The 13,695-nt window shown below is 59.0% G+C and carries 17 protein-coding genes; 10 read left to right on the plus strand and 7 right to left on the minus strand.

Features of this window, described 5'->3' with window-relative positions; all coding sequences use genetic code 11:
- Positions 1 to 803 precede the first annotated feature (803 nt).
- The 3 genes from BM397_RS27790 to BM397_RS27800 all read left to right on the plus strand — a co-directional run bounded on the left by BM397_RS27790 (position 804) and on the right by BM397_RS27800 (position 3,526).
- Positions 804 to 2,003, plus strand: coding sequence for an MFS transporter (locus BM397_RS27790; RefSeq protein WP_483860484.1), 1,200 nt, complete (start codon positions 804 to 806; stop codon positions 2,001 to 2,003).
- Positions 2,004 to 2,199: 196 nt separating this feature from the next.
- On the plus strand, positions 2,200 to 2,805 hold the full coding sequence (locus tag BM397_RS27795) for a PIN domain-containing protein (RefSeq protein WP_092431154.1): 606 nt from the start codon (positions 2,200 to 2,202) through the stop codon (positions 2,803 to 2,805).
- Between the two features lie 397 nt (positions 2,806 to 3,202).
- Positions 3,203 to 3,526 (plus strand): hypothetical protein, encoded by a 324-nt coding sequence (locus BM397_RS27800; RefSeq protein ID WP_143015461.1) that lies wholly within the window; start codon positions 3,203 to 3,205, stop codon positions 3,524 to 3,526.
- Between the two features lie 226 nt (positions 3,527 to 3,752).
- Here the strand turns inward: BM397_RS27800 and BM397_RS27805 are convergent, their stop codons facing one another.
- The 3 genes from BM397_RS27805 to BM397_RS29465 form a co-directional block, all read right to left on the minus strand.
- The gene (locus BM397_RS27805; protein ID WP_092431157.1) at positions 3,753 to 4,043 is read right to left on the minus strand and encodes a type II toxin-antitoxin system RelE/ParE family toxin; all 291 of its coding nucleotides are present in this window, start codon (positions 4,041 to 4,043) and stop codon (positions 3,753 to 3,755) included.
- Between the two features lie 3 nt (positions 4,044 to 4,046).
- Entirely contained in the window at positions 4,047 to 4,292 is a 246-nt protein-coding gene (locus BM397_RS27810) for a type II toxin-antitoxin system ParD family antitoxin (RefSeq protein ID WP_203595530.1), read from the minus strand.
- Between the two features lie 368 nt (positions 4,293 to 4,660).
- Positions 4,661 to 4,831 carry a hypothetical protein gene (locus tag BM397_RS29465; RefSeq protein ID WP_176806968.1) on the minus strand — a complete coding sequence of 57 codons (171 nt, stop codon included), beginning with the start codon at positions 4,829 to 4,831 and terminating at the stop codon, positions 4,661 to 4,663.
- 629 nt (positions 4,832 to 5,460) lie between these two features.
- Here BM397_RS29465 and BM397_RS27815 point away from each other — a divergent pair.
- The 7 genes from BM397_RS27815 (at position 5,461) to BM397_RS27840 (ending at position 8,684) form a co-directional block, all read left to right on the plus strand.
- On the plus strand, positions 5,461 to 5,712 hold the full coding sequence (locus tag BM397_RS27815) for a type II toxin-antitoxin system RelE family toxin (protein ID WP_092431161.1): 252 nt from the start codon (positions 5,461 to 5,463) through the stop codon (positions 5,710 to 5,712).
- Between the two features lie 11 nt (positions 5,713 to 5,723).
- Positions 5,724 to 6,053, plus strand: coding sequence for a helix-turn-helix transcriptional regulator (locus BM397_RS27820; RefSeq protein WP_092431163.1), 330 nt, complete (start codon positions 5,724 to 5,726; stop codon positions 6,051 to 6,053).
- A 355-nt stretch (positions 6,054 to 6,408) separates the two neighbouring features.
- Positions 6,409 to 6,681 (plus strand): ATPase, T2SS/T4P/T4SS family, encoded by a 273-nt coding sequence (locus BM397_RS30040; RefSeq protein ID WP_342707654.1) that lies wholly within the window; start codon positions 6,409 to 6,411, stop codon positions 6,679 to 6,681.
- Positions 6,653 to 6,943: an ATPase, T2SS/T4P/T4SS family gene (locus tag BM397_RS30045; RefSeq protein WP_342707655.1), complete on the plus strand. Its 291-nt coding sequence runs from the start codon at positions 6,653 to 6,655 to the stop codon at positions 6,941 to 6,943. The genes BM397_RS30040 and BM397_RS30045 overlap by 29 nt, the downstream gene beginning before the upstream one ends.
- 224 nt (positions 6,944 to 7,167) lie before the next feature.
- On the plus strand, positions 7,168 to 7,380 hold the full coding sequence (locus tag BM397_RS27830; RefSeq protein ID WP_092431164.1) for a hypothetical protein: 213 nt from the start codon (positions 7,168 to 7,170) through the stop codon (positions 7,378 to 7,380).
- Positions 7,381 to 7,855: 475 nt separating this feature from the next.
- Complete coding sequence (locus tag BM397_RS27835; protein ID WP_092431165.1) at positions 7,856 to 8,125, plus strand: hypothetical protein; 270 nt, start codon at positions 7,856 to 7,858, stop codon at positions 8,123 to 8,125.
- Positions 8,118 to 8,684 carry a hypothetical protein gene (locus tag BM397_RS27840; RefSeq protein ID WP_092431166.1) on the plus strand — a complete coding sequence of 189 codons (567 nt, stop codon included), beginning with the start codon at positions 8,118 to 8,120 and terminating at the stop codon, positions 8,682 to 8,684. Before BM397_RS27835 ends, BM397_RS27840 begins: the two co-directional genes overlap by 8 nt.
- A 245-nt stretch (positions 8,685 to 8,929) precedes the next feature.
- Here BM397_RS27840 and BM397_RS30050 read toward each other — a convergent pair whose 3' ends face one another.
- From BM397_RS30050 to BM397_RS27870, 4 genes are all read right to left on the minus strand, one after another.
- Positions 8,930 to 9,295: a hypothetical protein gene (locus tag BM397_RS30050; RefSeq protein WP_176806969.1), complete on the minus strand. Its 366-nt coding sequence runs from the start codon at positions 9,293 to 9,295 to the stop codon at positions 8,930 to 8,932.
- A gap of 514 nt (positions 9,296 to 9,809) precedes the next feature.
- The gene (locus tag BM397_RS27850; RefSeq protein WP_092431167.1) at positions 9,810 to 10,829 is read right to left on the minus strand and encodes a nucleotidyltransferase family protein; all 1,020 of its coding nucleotides are present in this window, start codon (positions 10,827 to 10,829) and stop codon (positions 9,810 to 9,812) included.
- A 664-nt stretch (positions 10,830 to 11,493) separates the two neighbouring features.
- The gene (locus tag BM397_RS27860; protein WP_245696268.1) at positions 11,494 to 12,189 is read right to left on the minus strand and encodes a hypothetical protein; all 696 of its coding nucleotides are present in this window, start codon (positions 12,187 to 12,189) and stop codon (positions 11,494 to 11,496) included.
- Between the two features lie 571 nt (positions 12,190 to 12,760).
- The gene (locus tag BM397_RS27870; protein WP_092431172.1) at positions 12,761 to 13,354 is read right to left on the minus strand and encodes an NAD(P)H-dependent oxidoreductase; all 594 of its coding nucleotides are present in this window, start codon (positions 13,352 to 13,354) and stop codon (positions 12,761 to 12,763) included.
- Positions 13,355 to 13,695: the final 341 nt, after the last annotated feature.

Consider the following 13,695-nt stretch of genomic DNA (forward strand, 5'->3'; position numbering starts at 1 on the left):
GATGAGCGGTTCCGTGAGTGGGAAGATTTGCTCAAGGCTCTTCCTATCAAGGACCGCCAGATGACGGAACGCGGGCCTATGTCGCAGGTGCATCGAAGTGGAGCCACATGCTTGACGCTTTGTGGGCTAAAAAGGCATCGTTGTTAGCCGGGAGCGTTTCCTGCCGGGGCAGGCGGATGAAGAGACTGTCCGGATGTCCTGCTCGGCATGGATCATGCCTGTGGCCGCTGTCGATGTCACCGATCTGCGCTTTTCTCCCTCAAAAGTGCAGCGCGGTGATCGACCGTTACCTGTGCCGAGCACAATCGTGGGCGGACCCGGCCGCCAGTTGCGTAGTACTCCTTGCGGTCGCCCGACGTTTCTCGCATTCGCATAAGCGCTATTTCGTTGGACCTCTCTCTTGGTGCCAAGACTGCCGGAGCTCTTGCGGGGTCGGCGTCTTGTAGAAATGCTCAGACGGCCGGCACCGCCAGTTGTGCCCTCGCGCACGCCACGGTCTTCGGCGGGGCGATGCCCTGCTGGTCGCTGCGCCCAGGAGCCCAGGAGCCCAGGCCCAGTCCTCCGGGCCGCCGGAACGGTAGGTCTCGTCTACCTGCAGCACCTCGGCGGTGTGCTCGATAGCCGAAGTCTCGATCAACGGCTCAGCGCCCGCTACTGCTTTCTGAAACTCAGCAATCTTCTGACGAATGCGGACGCCGGAACATCCTGATCGCGACACTGCGTAGGGCCGCCGTTTCATCGCCACCCTTGTCGCGCTCGCAATTAGGGGCATACTCCGCCGCAACCAGTACCAAGTGATTGCCGTGACCACCACCACACCCGCCCGCACCTACCTCGTCGTCCTCACCGCGCTCGGCGCCACACATCTTCTGAACGACCTGATGCAGTCGCTGATCTCGGCGGCCTATCCGATCCTGAAGGAGGCATACGGCCTCGACTTCGTGCAGATCGGGCTGATCACGATGACCTTCCAGATCGCCGGATCATTGCTGCAGCCGGTCATGGGGATGGTGACCGACCGTTATCCGGCGCCCTATTCGCCGGTCGTCGGCATGGCCTTCACCCTGTCGGGGCTGATCTGCCTCGCCTTCGCGGGAAGCTATGGCGGCATCCTTGTAGCGGTCGCGATGATCGGCATCGGCTCCTCGATCTTCCACCCGGAGGCAACACGGACAGCGCGCTATGCCGCGGGCGACCGGCAGGGGTTGGCGCAGGGGATTTTCCAGGTGGGAGGTCAGGCGGGCGGCGCGCTGGGACCGGTCCTTGCGGCACTGATCATCGTACCCTGGGGGCAGCCAAGCCTCGCTTGGTTTGCGGTGCTCGCGCTGCTCGCGATGCTGCTCTTGACCTGGATCGGCAGCCAGCAGCACCGGATCCGGGCAGAGTTCACCCACCGCTCGGCCCGCAGGCAGGCCGAAGCCCCCGCATCGAAGCGAAGCGCCGCGACAGTCGCCTTGGGATTGTTCGTCCTCACCTTCCTGATGTTCACCAAGAACACTTATGGCGAGAGCTTCCGGTCCTTCTACACCTTCTATCTCATCGAGAAGTTCGGCCTGTCGATTCCCGCCTCGCAGATGATGTTGTTCCTCTTCCTCATGGCCGCGGCCGTGGGCGTGCTTATCGGCGGCGTCGTTGGCGACGCAATCGGACGGCGGCAGATCATCTGGATCTCGGTGCTGGGACCGCTGCCTCTGACCCTGATCCTGCCTTACGCCGACCTGTTCTGGACCGGCTTGCTGACGATAGCGATCAATCTGATCATGGCCAGCGCCTTTGCCTCGATCCTGATCTACGCAATGGACCTGCTGCCGAACCGCATCGGGCTGATCGGCGGACTTTTCTACGGCCTGAACTTCGGCCTCGGAGGGATCGCGGCGGCGCTGCTCGGCATCCTGGCGGACAGCTACGGGGTTGAGGCGGTCTATCGGCTTTGTGCCTTCCTGCCGCTGGCGGGACTTGCCGTTTGGTTCTTGCCGCCGATTGAGGAACGCCGCGTTCGGTAGGATAGAGCAAATGGCTGTTCCGGGCCGGGCGCGCCATGTGCCCTGTCGTGGAGGTTTTCCCTGACTGCTGCACTGCCGCATGACGGCACCGAGCCCATAGCGGCACAGCGGCTTCATATAAATTAGCAGAGGATCTAGCCGACTTGACTTAATCCCTTGTTCTGTTTTGCATCGGGTTCGAATTGGAGCATACCTCTTGAAAAACAACTACATCCTAGTCGACTTTGAGAATGTTCAGCCCAAGAACCTCGGGTTACTTCGAGGGCATCCCCTCAAGTTGATGGTATTCGTAGGGGCCAACCAAAAGAGCGTGCCTTTTGACTTTGCCAAGGCACTCCAAGATTTGGGAGAAAACGCTGGTTATCAGAAGGTAACAGGGATTGGCGCGAACGCCCTAGATTTTCATATCGCGTTCTATATGGGAGAAATCGCAGCCAAGGATGCCAATGCATACTTTCACGTGATTTCCCGTGACAAAGGCTTCGACCCACTGATTGAGCATTTGCGAGAAAGAAAGATCCACGCTCTCCGTCATGTTGACCTATCCGAGATCCCATTCGTCAAAATCTCTAACGCCAGCTCGCTGGACCAAAAAATCGAAGCGATTGTTGACAGCTTGAGGTCCAGAGGAACTGCGCGTCCAAGAAAGATCAAAACCCTCAAAGGAACAGTGAACGCGCTTTTCATGAAGACCTTGGACCAAGATAATCTGGAAGCGTTAGTTGATGAATTAAAAAGACGTGGTCACGTTGTCCTTAATGAACATTCCGTCAGCTATGGCCCTAGCATTGCCCGACATTGACCGTTTGTTGGGCTCAGAGTTGGCGCGTGACGGACGACCGTTTTGTCCCGCACATGAGCCGCTCGGGCGGGTGGCGGCGAAGGTCGGTAGCAGCCCAAAACGGCCGTCGATATCCGCGGCACCTTGCCGGCTACCTGTATCCCCACGCGATGTGCACCGCATCCGGGTAGACCACCCTGTCGCCCCGCTTGTAGGGCGTCAGCTCGGTCCCAACATCTTCGATCAGGTTTGAGCCAGTTCATTCTTGCCAGTTGACACCGCGGGATCAGCAGCCAGTTCGAGCGATCCGGCTTCTGATCCCAGTATGTTGCGGGTTTCCGCCGAAGGTTCCCAGCAGCACTTCGACGACAGGGAGATGTTCGTCTATAGGTTGTGCCGCAGAACAATGGAGAGGCGCATGGCAGAAGAAATCCTGACCCTAACAGAAGTCGATGAGGAGGGGGTTTTCGACAAGATCGGGGCGCGGTTCGATAAGGTCGAACCCGGGACGACGCTACGTTTGCGCATGCCCCTCGAACTCGGCGTGACGTTCCTGGAGGAGATGGGCTCGACCGATCCAACTGCCGAGGGTCAGGTGGTGCAGGTCTCCGCGGGTTTCTCCGCCTTCATGCAGCGATATAGCCATGCGTGCGCCAAGTATAACCTGAGCATGTTCAAGGAACGGGAGGCGTTTCTGGCGGTGTTAACCATGAAGAAGCGTCCGACTGCATCACTGGCCTGACTAGGCCGGCACCAGGCGCGGGCGTCCGACACCATCTCAATTCTCAGCGGCGGCACCGCCCGGCGCGTGAGCTGCGCGCCCGCTGGCAGGGCGTCGGTCGCCTGCGCGCACCAGTTCCCTGCAAGCTTGAAACCGGAGCCTGCCAGCCGACGGCTGCCGTCGGGCCACGGACAAAAAAATGGCCGAGACAAGCTCGGCCCTACTCCAACAGGGAGGTAGGGAAAACTCAGAGGAAGAGCCGCGGCAGATCACGCGCGCCATGCAACACCCTGACAACCTGCACCTCCTCCGCTCCAGTCAGAAAGAAGATCAGATATCGCCCGTGGCGCGCCGCGCGCATCCCTTGATACACATCATCTCGCACGGGAAAGCTTTCGGGGCGCGCCGCAACCTGTCCCATCTTCGCTTCAATCTCGGCAAGGAACGACATTGCCCTTTCAGGATTGTCCAAGGCAATGAAGTCCGCGACATCGGCCAGATCGGTGCGCGCCGCCGGCAGAATGACAAGGTGCCGCACGAGTCAGGACTTCGCCTCGTATCGAGCGCGAAGCTCCGCGAACACCTGGTCAGCCGAAATGCCCGGACCACTCTCCAGCCCGGCCTTGATCGCATCGCGAAGGGTCTCAAGTTCACGCCGTTCAGTATCCCGGTTTCGGGCCCAGTCACGCAAAGCTTCGCGCACGACTTCGCTCGTCGAGGCATATTCGCCCCCTGCCACCGTCTGGCGAAGCACGTCAGCTAGCTCCGCGGGCATCGTGATCGTCATTCTCTCGATCCCAGGCAACGTCTTACTCCTATAGCCTTGCGCCTACATTATCATACTTATGATGCGCGCAACAGCGTGCAAGGCCTGCACCTCCGTGAAAACGATGTCTGGAGCCTAAGGTGAGGCGAGCATCAAGCGCTCCACGGCCTGAAGAACGGCCTGTGCGGCGCGTTAGCTCTAAAATATCAGCAACTCGGGATCGTGCAGCGCCGCGCGAGACAGCAGGTAACGCGCGAAGGTACCGCCAGCGAAAGACTAGTTTCCGAGCCCTTTTCAGCCGGATAAACGCCGCATTCACGCATCTCTGCAGACACAAAGAAGCCCGCCAGACGAGACCTGGCGGGCTTTCGGATGTCTTGCGAGAAGACTCAGAGAGAGGCGCTTGCCCGTCGACGTTCACGGACAGTGCCGACCGCATCAATGAGGATTTCTGGGTCTTCGCCTCTAGCAGAGACCTTCCGAGCGATATCGAAATCGGACAGGCCGCACTCGAGAAGCTTTTCGACCGCCTGAGATTGTTCGCGGGTAAAAATGCCCATGTTGGTATTCTCCTATTTGTTCGCCCACGCAAAGCTCCGCACAGGGGCGAAATCATCGTCCTGCAAAGCATTCTGCATGTGTGGGGTGCCGGCGAAGCGGCCGGCGGAAGAAAACTTCTAGCACAAATGGCCATCCCGGCCAAGCGAGTTGAGAGTGTCAATCATGCGCCACATATGTCGCATTCTCGCATCACCCGGGACCCCACTCACCATACGTCATGGAGGCTGCGACATTTGGCCTCTAGGTCGCTCTTGAGCACGGCGTGCAACGAATTGTTGGATCAGCAGCCGTCCCGCACGCCGGTCCAATATCGGCTTTCCCCAGAGCCCTTCAGCGCGCCGTGCTCACCCTGGCCCCAACTCGTGCTCATGAGGGACGTCGATCTGCGCGGTCAGTCGCGCCGGGCCGCCCTGCCCCTGGAAGAAGACCGGTCGCCCGCGAGCTGCCCACGGAGCACATTCGCGCTAACACGGCCTCCAAGAGGGCTACGATCTCGCGGTCTTAGGCGTCTGCCAGCTTTCGCCCTGACTAGCGCGCTGAATCCATTTTCTGGGTTGGCCTGCCCCTTTGTAGCCTTGCGCTACAATGCTCCTTGCAATAGGGCAAAATGTAGCGTACAGCTACATCCATGAAGACGATCACCTACAGGACCGCCGCCCTTCGCACGCTCCGCAAAATGCCACGCAACGAGGCGAAGCGGATCACCGAAAAGGTGGAACTCTACGCGACCGATCCCGAAGCGTTGTCGAACAACGTCAAGTCCCTGAAAGGCCGCGAAGGCATCCGGCTGCGGGTGGGCGACTGGAGAGTGATCATGGACGATCAGGGCGAGGTGCTAGACGTACTGAAAATTGGGCCGCGCGGCGGCGTGTATGACTGACGGAGGTTAACATGAATGAGATGATCACCATCCCCCGCGCGGAATACGAAGCGCTCATCGAAGCCAGAGACGACCTTGAAGATATCGCGGCGTTTGATCGCGCGAAGGTCGATGGCGGAGAGAGCATCCCTTCGGATGCTGTTGCTCGCATCATCGAAGGCGAAAGCCCCTTGCGCGTGTTCCGCGAGCTCCGTGGCCTGACTCAAGCTGAGCTCGCGTCTCGCGCGGAAGTGCATCGCGTGACCGTGGCCGAGATCGAAACTGGCCGAAAGAACGGCTCTCTAGATGCTCTCAAAAGGCTCGCCGCTGCGCTGTCCGTCACCGTGGACGATCTGATCTGAAGGATTAGAAGAGCGCCGGCGTCGTGCCCGGCGTCATTTTCAGAAGACCGATTTGCTCCAGCGAAATTTCCCGGCATCCAAACCTTGGCAGATTCGGCACCGATCCGATCAAGAAACCGATTGGGCAAGGCCGTGGGAGATCCAGTTTCCATCATGTCCGAAGATTACCGCATATTTCGGACATCGGCCCACGCGCTCGGTCCGGCGTTACCCCCCTACTCGCCCCGACGGCATCGCCATGCCATGGTGGGATCGTCGCCTGCTGATCGGATCGATGCCGCGAAGGCGCCCTGCCCTATCGGTCACCGCCGCGGTCAGCGCGGGACACGGCTTGGACGCGGTGCCAGCAGCGCGGATGACCGAAGGCATGCAGATCTGTATCGAGGACCGGCTTAACGTGGTGATCTCGGGTGGCACTTCGACAGGCAAGGCCACCTTTGCCCGCGCGCTTCTTGAGATGGTCGGCACGCGCGAACGGCTGGTCACCATCGAGGATGCCTTCGTGCTTTTCCCGGCCTACGCCAACACCGTCTCCATGAAATCGGACCGGGTGCCGGGGTCCGAAATACCCTGCTACGTTGCTGGAAGCGAGCCTGCGGATGCAGCCCGACCGGATCATCCTCGGTGAGCTCCAGGGCTTTAAGGCCCTCACCTTCCTCGAGGCCATCAACACCTGCCATGGTGGGTCCTTCACCACCATCAACGTCGATACCGCGCTCAAGGCCATTGATCGGCTGGCCATGATGGTGCTCGGCACTGGCCTCAACATGAGTTTCGAAGAGGTGCGCCGCTACTGCGCGCACAGCATCGATGTGGTGATCCAGCTTGGGCGGGAGGATGGGAAGAGGGGGATTGCGGAGATTTTTCTGCCGGGGGAGCGCGCATCGTGACAGCATGAGTTCAAGGAAGAAATTGACTACCGCTCGGCCACCCCTTCGGGTAGATTGGCGAGTAATGTGCAGACATGCACGTTTTACGAGCATTTGCGCGGATGGTGACCTACTTGACGTGAGGTTTAGACCGGACTTTAGCAGATGCTGTTGGTTGCCATTTTTTACCTCGTATCTGCTGAAAAGAATATTTGGTCAAATAAAGCATGAGTTGAAGTGTAGGTATGGAGAAAATCGTCTTCTTCGGTGGGTTCGTTCTAGTAGGCGTCGGTATCGCGATTCTCGCGACCGACCATCTGGCCTTCGGCGCCGAAATCATCGGAACCTTCGTTTCCTCCAGAACCATCCTCTTCCCCCTCGGTATCGCGGCGGTGCTCATTGGTGGCATTGCAGTGCTGGCTGGCTCGATCTTGGGGATGGTCCGGAACGAGAAGTAAATTCCGCCTTTGCCGTGGAAGCCATCCGTTTACCGCGGTCGAGGTCGCAAGGGACGCGGTTGTGTACCTCCTGAGGAGCAACCTCGCTCCCCTTTCGCGCTTTCAGCGTCACGTTCGCGGCGCGCAAAGCTAAATGCCTTGAGGGCAGTGGAGGAGCCTTGGCCCTTCCGGTGAACAAGATCGCCCCTAGTGATGCATTAAAAGACATCAGAAACTGATTTGATGTCGAATGGAACATCACCCTTGAGGATGGACAGAATATCGTGGAGGCCGCGAGCTATAGCAGCGGACAGCATCTGCGGCGGCCTTGATCTGGGGCTTCGCTTCTGTAACCCGGTCTTCTGGATCGCGAATCTCGCTGGGGCGCGTCCGAAAGCGCCGCTGGCCGATAGAAGACTGGCAATGAGGTGCAGATGTGGCGTTCGCTCGCCGCCTATTTTGTCGCTTGACAACTTAACGGGAGAAAGTATCGTCAGTGCGGAGGAAGAAGCACGCGTCGAAAGAAATCGAGGCCGTCATCCAAGAGCTCGAAGCGCTCGGGTGGGACCTCATCGAAGGCAAGGGTCACGCGTGGGGGATCCTCCGGTGCCCTGCCAATGACAAGGAATGCCGCTGCGGCGAGTTTTGCCAGATGTCGGTCTGGTCTACACCCAAGAACCCGCAGCAGTTCGCGAAGAAGATCCGGCAGAAGGCTCTGGCCTGCGTGAGGCTTGAGAAGAACGACGAAGGAAATTCCGATGGCTGAAGAATTCGAATTCGAACTGGTCTTCGCGCTCCCGGAAGGTGAGCACGATGCATTTGCGCTGTCCGACGCCGTCTTCGAAGCGGGCTTTGAGGATGCTCTCGTGGGCACCGGTCATGCCGGCCTTCTGGGTGTAGAACTTGAAGCGGAAGGGGATGATGCAGAGAGCGTGATCCTTCAATCGGCGCGGGCGCTGATCAAAGCGCTACCGCCTGGCACCGTCCTGCGTGAAGTCCGCCCTGACCTGGTGAGTCTCGCAGATGTTGCTGAGAAGCTCGAAGTGAAGCGTCAGGCCCTTCAGCAGCGCAAGATGCCCCTTCCCGTCGCGGGCGGTCTCTACCGCATTGATGAAATGATCGAGGTGGTTATGGAAGCCTCCAAGCCGAAGAAGGGCCAACGCCGTCCTCGCTTCAATATGTCTTCGGCTTCGAAGTGGTTTCGCGCGGGCCCCGCTGCTCGACGCGTGAACGCTCAACTGACCATGCGAGAGATCGACCCCGCCACGATAGAGCGAACGCCCCGTCCAGATCGCGAAGTGACGAACTCTGCACCAACTGGGTGAGATACCGCGCACTCGTTCTTTTGCCAGAACAGGTTCGTCATTGAGGAATATTCCTGGCGGCTCTCACCACCAGGGAAGAAGCTGCTCAAATTGAAGACGGCTACACCACTCACGGAAGAAGCCAACGGAACCGTAGCAAATCTCAATCAAGGCGACAAGAAGTTCTCAATTTGATAAGTTTGACGCAGTATTCCTCTGATAATTTGCTCTACATGCCACAATTGGAACCCCAGCCCCGTTCCACCTCAGACCGAAAGCTTCGCGCGATACTCGAGTTGCGAGATATGCTGCGTGTTCTTGAGATTGACGTGGGCATTGACGGGCTGCGAAGAATCGAGCGGGATGTCTTGCTCGCCGCCCACGCCCTGTGCCAGCGCACCGGCAACACGGTGAAATCCGACGGCTTTCGACGACATCCTTTGGTTGGCGCGATCCCTCAAGCGACGTTCTACCGGTCCATCCAGACCCTTCTGAGTCTTGGGCTCCTCGAAAGAGCACCGAACACGAAGGCAAAATCGTACGTCCTTCGCAGCGACCTTCTGTCGAAGCGCCCGCCGCGGGGGTGAACTTTCTTCGTTCGCCTCGCGCCGCAATGCATGCAAGCGCAGCATGGGTGGTTTTTGGAATGCCGCGGGCCACCCGAGGGTGTGTCTGCCGCGCACTGCAAGCTCTGGCCCGGAGCCTCGTTCCGCAGCCGGTCTGTGCCAGAAATCATTCGAGCGCCTTCCAAAGCAGGGGCGAGGCGCCACTAGCGCAGTACACATCTTCGCAGAGAGGCGGGTTTTCGCCTCGCATTTCCAGAACATTCCCGGAATGGTTGTCCTAACAGCTCCGCGCTCCTATCTTGTATCTTGAATGCAGCAATCCACTCACGGAGCATTCAGCGCGGGGCGTACTTCCCTATTTCCGGAGCCTCGCCCCGCGTCGAATGGTCAGGCCCGCAATGTCGGTGCGACGCGCTTTCACCCCCTCAGAAAAATCTACATGGCCGATGGCGCCGCTTGCCATAAACCAAAGAGCTTTGCGGTCCGAGGCCACCTCGGACAATCCGTCGGGATGGCCGGGCGAAATCCTTGGTCACACAGACCAAACCTCTTAATCCGCGGATCGAGCATCCTCACCAGTTCATACGAGCCCCTGCAAAAGGTCTTTGGTGCCCGACATGCGTCCAAGGCTTGAGGCGATCCGCTCCCGCCATCGGGGGCCTTGCGACAGCGCGTGGTCGTAGGCTTCGGCGAGATCTTCAGGCCGATCCTCGGCGAGGATGCGAATGAGGAACTCAGCTTGGGCTCGGTCTTTTCGCGCCTTCGCTTCGTCCGGTCCGCCGTGCCGTCTGCTGGCCACGATCAGCTTGTGGATTGCAAAGCGCTCGGGGCGCGGGACCTGCACAAGGACTCCGGAGCGGTAGAGCGCCAGGGCGTGAATCGGCTCCGCGATCAGAAAATTGAGGTAGTTCAACGCTTGTGCGCTGACCCCCAGTGCCGGAAGCGGCTTGATGCCCTCGTCGCCGAAGGCCGGTGTCAGGAACTCGACCATGGCCTCGCCGCCGCTTTGACGCCACTTCCAGATCTGCCGATCATAAACGCCTGGGACGGCTTCGAATTTCATCGACCGAAGAATCTCCCCTGGCTCTTCTTCCACTCGGTCGCCCAGTGCCACTGAGAGCCGCTCGAAGCTCGCGAAATCGATGTCCCCTGTCTGGGCAAGCTCGTCAGAGTCAAAGCGAACGCCAAGCTCCCCCTGATAGAGCCCATAGGCTCCGGTCCCGATCAACGTACCGCCCAGCCGGAAGACGCCAGCGCGCGCGAACGCCAGGAGCAATGAGCCTGTCTCCCGATCGGTTCCGATCATGCCTTCGGCCCTTAGAACACGCGCCAGACGCGACATGCGTTTTCTTCGCTCTTGAGCCTCTGCTTTCAAGTCGGCAGCGCGTGCCAGGCGATCGCGCAAGTCTGGGCTATCCTCGCCGAGATAGCGACTCTTCATCTCGGTTCCAATCCGGAACCGGTCATAGAGATAGGTCCGCCCATTGCGGTGACGCTCCTCTATACTGCCGATGATCTCCGACGCCGCCTCGTCGAGATGCATGCGCAGCAAGTCCTGATACGCGACTTGGGCGGCGCGGGAGTGCGATATCGGATCCATCTTGTTCCTGCGTTTCGCTCGTGTGTATCAAATATGGGATTGATACCCACAAATGGCGACCTGCAGCAAAGTATTTTTTGATACACACACCGCAGACTCTTGGATTGTGGGCACGCACCTCAGAGTGGACCTGCGCCCGACAGGTGAGGCCTAACGGCCTGATATTGACCTGATGCCTCACATCGTCGCCAAGGCCATCGACAAACATCTGACGACTTTGCCGACTATTGGCGGCGCCTCACCTGAATGAACACCTGCCTTGCCGCCCCTACCTTTAGCAGCTACGCAAAGGCGAAATCTCGGGCGAATACTAGCGCAATCTGCCTAAGGTTGAAATCTCTGCTTGTCAAAGCTGAGCCGTTTGTTGGACGCTTAGAGAAAGCACAACATTGCAGCAGGCAAGACATCGAGCAACAGCAACACTACGCTGGAGGAAGACATGTCAGCCAAATGGATCAACATTCAGATTATGGAATGCGAAGATTCGGCCGGTCGCGCTGTTACAGTGTTCAGACAATCTGATGGAACCCACCAACGCTACGTGCTCGGCAACGGGCGGAAGGTCGAGGCAAATGCGGACGGCACCTTCGTCATCCCGGAGTCTGCCACAGAATTGCGGGTCATGGGGATTTCGCGGGGTCTGCAGCGCGGACCTGAGCCCAGACTAGGCGGCTAACTTTTTACGTGCCCTCACTGCTAGGTCGCGCATGACCCGCTCGAAATCGCCCTCAGCAAAGCGCGCAATTCCATTGTGGGCGGCACAGGCTGACTTCGTGCCGTGCCATCTCGCCCCGATATCCTCAAGCCACCGACAAAACACCTCAGCCGCACCTTCTTCGGCATTCAATGCAGCGCCCAACGTGGGATGCAGCACGACCTGCGATACGTACCCGCGCAAGACCCCAGGCACGGGAAGAACATTCAGCGTGTCATCAACGTGGAGCGAGCCGCTGGCCGGATGAAATGCCAGAAGCGAGCCCGCGTGCACCTTCTCATTCTCCGAGAAATATCTGATGCCCGCTGGCAGCGAAAACTCGAGGTCTCGAGAATATCGATCAGCCACCGCTGCGCTTTCCACATGCTCGGTTTCCCAGGGCACCGTGCTGCAGACACGATGGTGCCGCTCCGAGCCATAGAATTTCGCCTTGGGGAAATCCCGCCCCATGGCGGCGCAGTGCAGAGTGTGGAACGGATGGAGGTTGAGGACCGCGTCCACCAGACTACCATCACGCGTGAGCTCCATCACGAGCTCGCGGATTTCGCCATTCAAGGAATAGCTGTCGAGGAACACGAAACGGCCACTCCGCAGCCGAACGATCGAAATCTGTGTGCCTACGTTGACGATCCCGGCCACCTTCATGGTGCAACGAATATTCCAGAAACCGCTCCCGAGGTTGACTAACCTGCGTGTCAACGCTCACTCCCCCTTTGATCTGGCGCGACTTTCCATCGCGACTGCTCCGTGTATGTAGGCCCATAAGATCGGTTGACCAGTCCGGGAGCGATAGCTTCAAGCGCTTCCCAGCCAGCTTCAAGGCTGCCAAGGGGCGAGCGCTTCAGTGCATGATTTGCGCTCCGCCAATATCCCGATATCGGCCAGCCTTCGCGCCATGAGCCTGCATATCCCTCCCTGCAGGCGACAATGGTGTTCAGTGCCAAAGCCGCCTGATACTCAGAAGTCGCGGTTTGATCCGGAACAGTTGGTTGCAAGCTCCTTGACCTTGTGGCAACCGTGGATCGAGAGCTCATGATCGAATCCTGCCTTTATTGCTATGTCGCGGACCGCAAAAAGCTGCAGTATCCGAAAGGTGCCGTCTGAGAAGCTTACAAAGACGGCGTTCTCGCCAGCTTGGTTCCTGCTGGGGCCAATGACTGAAAAGTCCGACATCCCACCCGCCAGTTCTTCCCTAGCCGGCGTGTGGGATATCACTTTACCCAACCAGCTTTGAGGTTATTTCGACCAAACGCCGAGCCTGATGGGCGACTGATGCTTTGCCAGCGTCATCGAATTTTCCCGCTTCGGCAGAGTAGCCGTAAGGATTTCCTCCCGATGCATAGATGGCATCGTTGGTGTAGCCAGGTGGTACGATGATGGCGCCCCAGTGCATCGCGGAAGTGTAGAGACCCAAGGTGGTCGCCTCCTGACCGCCATGTGGGTTCTGGGCGCTAGTGGTCGCGGTGATCGTTTTGCCTGCAAGTTTGCCCTGAGACCAGACGCCACCGAGCGTGTCAATGAAAGCGCGGAGTTGAGAGGCAGACTGGCCATAGCGTGTTGGGGCGCTAAAGAAGTAGCCGTCAGCCCAGACCATGTCATCAGAGGTGACGACGGGGATGTCCGCCATCTTCTCAGCTTGCTCCTTCCACGCCTCCTGCCCGTTTACCACAGAGTCTGGCGCCGTCTCAGCGACACGGAGAAGCCTAACATCAGCTCCAGCTTGCTTGGCGGCATCAGCGGCCGCAAGAGCGACTTGATGGTTGGTGCCGTAGGTCGAGTAGAAGATCACTGCGATCTTGGGTTGTGCCATGGTTCTTCCTCCTGATGCTGGCCCTGGACTGTGCGATCAGAAGGTAGGGCGCTTTGGCGATTTGTCGTGGTTGCTCGCCACCTCAGATGCATGCTCGGTCACCACACTGCGGGGATGGCCGCCGGCGTCCAAAGCTGCCCAGTGTGCCTAGCGCAACATGATGGCCTGTCCGGCGCTCGAGGGCGGGAAGCCGAAGTTCGCTGCGGGCACCTACGAAGGTCTGCTCAGGCGGTTATCTATTGGGGAACTGAACCGCCCCGGGTTTTCCGGAGGCTGATTGTCGTTAGTTACGCGGCCATGTCTTCAGTTTCCAGAGCTGCGTAGAAGTTGGCTTCTGCCTC

This window comes from Alloyangia pacifica, assembly GCF_900116195.1.
GTDB lineage: Bacteria > Pseudomonadota > Alphaproteobacteria > Rhodobacterales > Rhodobacteraceae > Salipiger > Salipiger pacificus.

Excerpts from the sequence above, each read along its gene's own strand:
- BM397_RS27870 (WP_092431172.1), bottom strand. The coding sequence starts at position 13,354 with ATGGCACAACCCAAGATCGCAGTGATCTTCTACTCGACCTACGGCACC.
- BM397_RS27850 (WP_092431167.1), bottom strand. The coding sequence starts at position 10,829 with ATGGATCCGATATCGCACTCCCGCGCCGCCCAAGTCGCGTATCAGGAC.
- BM397_RS27810 (WP_203595530.1), bottom strand. The coding sequence starts at position 4,292 with ATGACGATCACGATGCCCGCGGAGCTAGCTGACGTGCTTCGCCAGACG.
- BM397_RS29465 (WP_176806968.1), bottom strand. The coding sequence starts at position 4,831 with ATGGGCATTTTTACCCGCGAACAATCTCAGGCGGTCGAAAAGCTTCTC.
- BM397_RS27815 (WP_092431161.1), top strand. The coding sequence starts at position 5,461 with ATGAAGACGATCACCTACAGGACCGCCGCCCTTCGCACGCTCCGCAAA.
- BM397_RS30040 (WP_342707654.1), top strand. The coding sequence starts at position 6,409 with ATGACCGAAGGCATGCAGATCTGTATCGAGGACCGGCTTAACGTGGTG.
- BM397_RS27840 (WP_092431166.1), top strand. The coding sequence starts at position 8,118 with ATGGCTGAAGAATTCGAATTCGAACTGGTCTTCGCGCTCCCGGAAGGT.
- BM397_RS27860 (WP_245696268.1), bottom strand. The coding sequence starts at position 12,189 with ATGAAGGTGGCCGGGATCGTCAACGTAGGCACACAGATTTCGATCGTT.
- BM397_RS27820 (WP_092431163.1), top strand. The coding sequence starts at position 5,724 with ATGAATGAGATGATCACCATCCCCCGCGCGGAATACGAAGCGCTCATC.
- BM397_RS30045 (WP_342707655.1), top strand. The coding sequence starts at position 6,653 with ATGCAGCCCGACCGGATCATCCTCGGTGAGCTCCAGGGCTTTAAGGCC.
- BM397_RS27800 (WP_143015461.1), top strand. The coding sequence starts at position 3,203 with ATGGCAGAAGAAATCCTGACCCTAACAGAAGTCGATGAGGAGGGGGTT.
- BM397_RS27830 (WP_092431164.1), top strand. The coding sequence starts at position 7,168 with ATGGAGAAAATCGTCTTCTTCGGTGGGTTCGTTCTAGTAGGCGTCGGT.
- BM397_RS30050 (WP_176806969.1), bottom strand. The coding sequence starts at position 9,295 with ATGCTGCGCTTGCATGCATTGCGGCGCGAGGCGAACGAAGAAAGTTCA.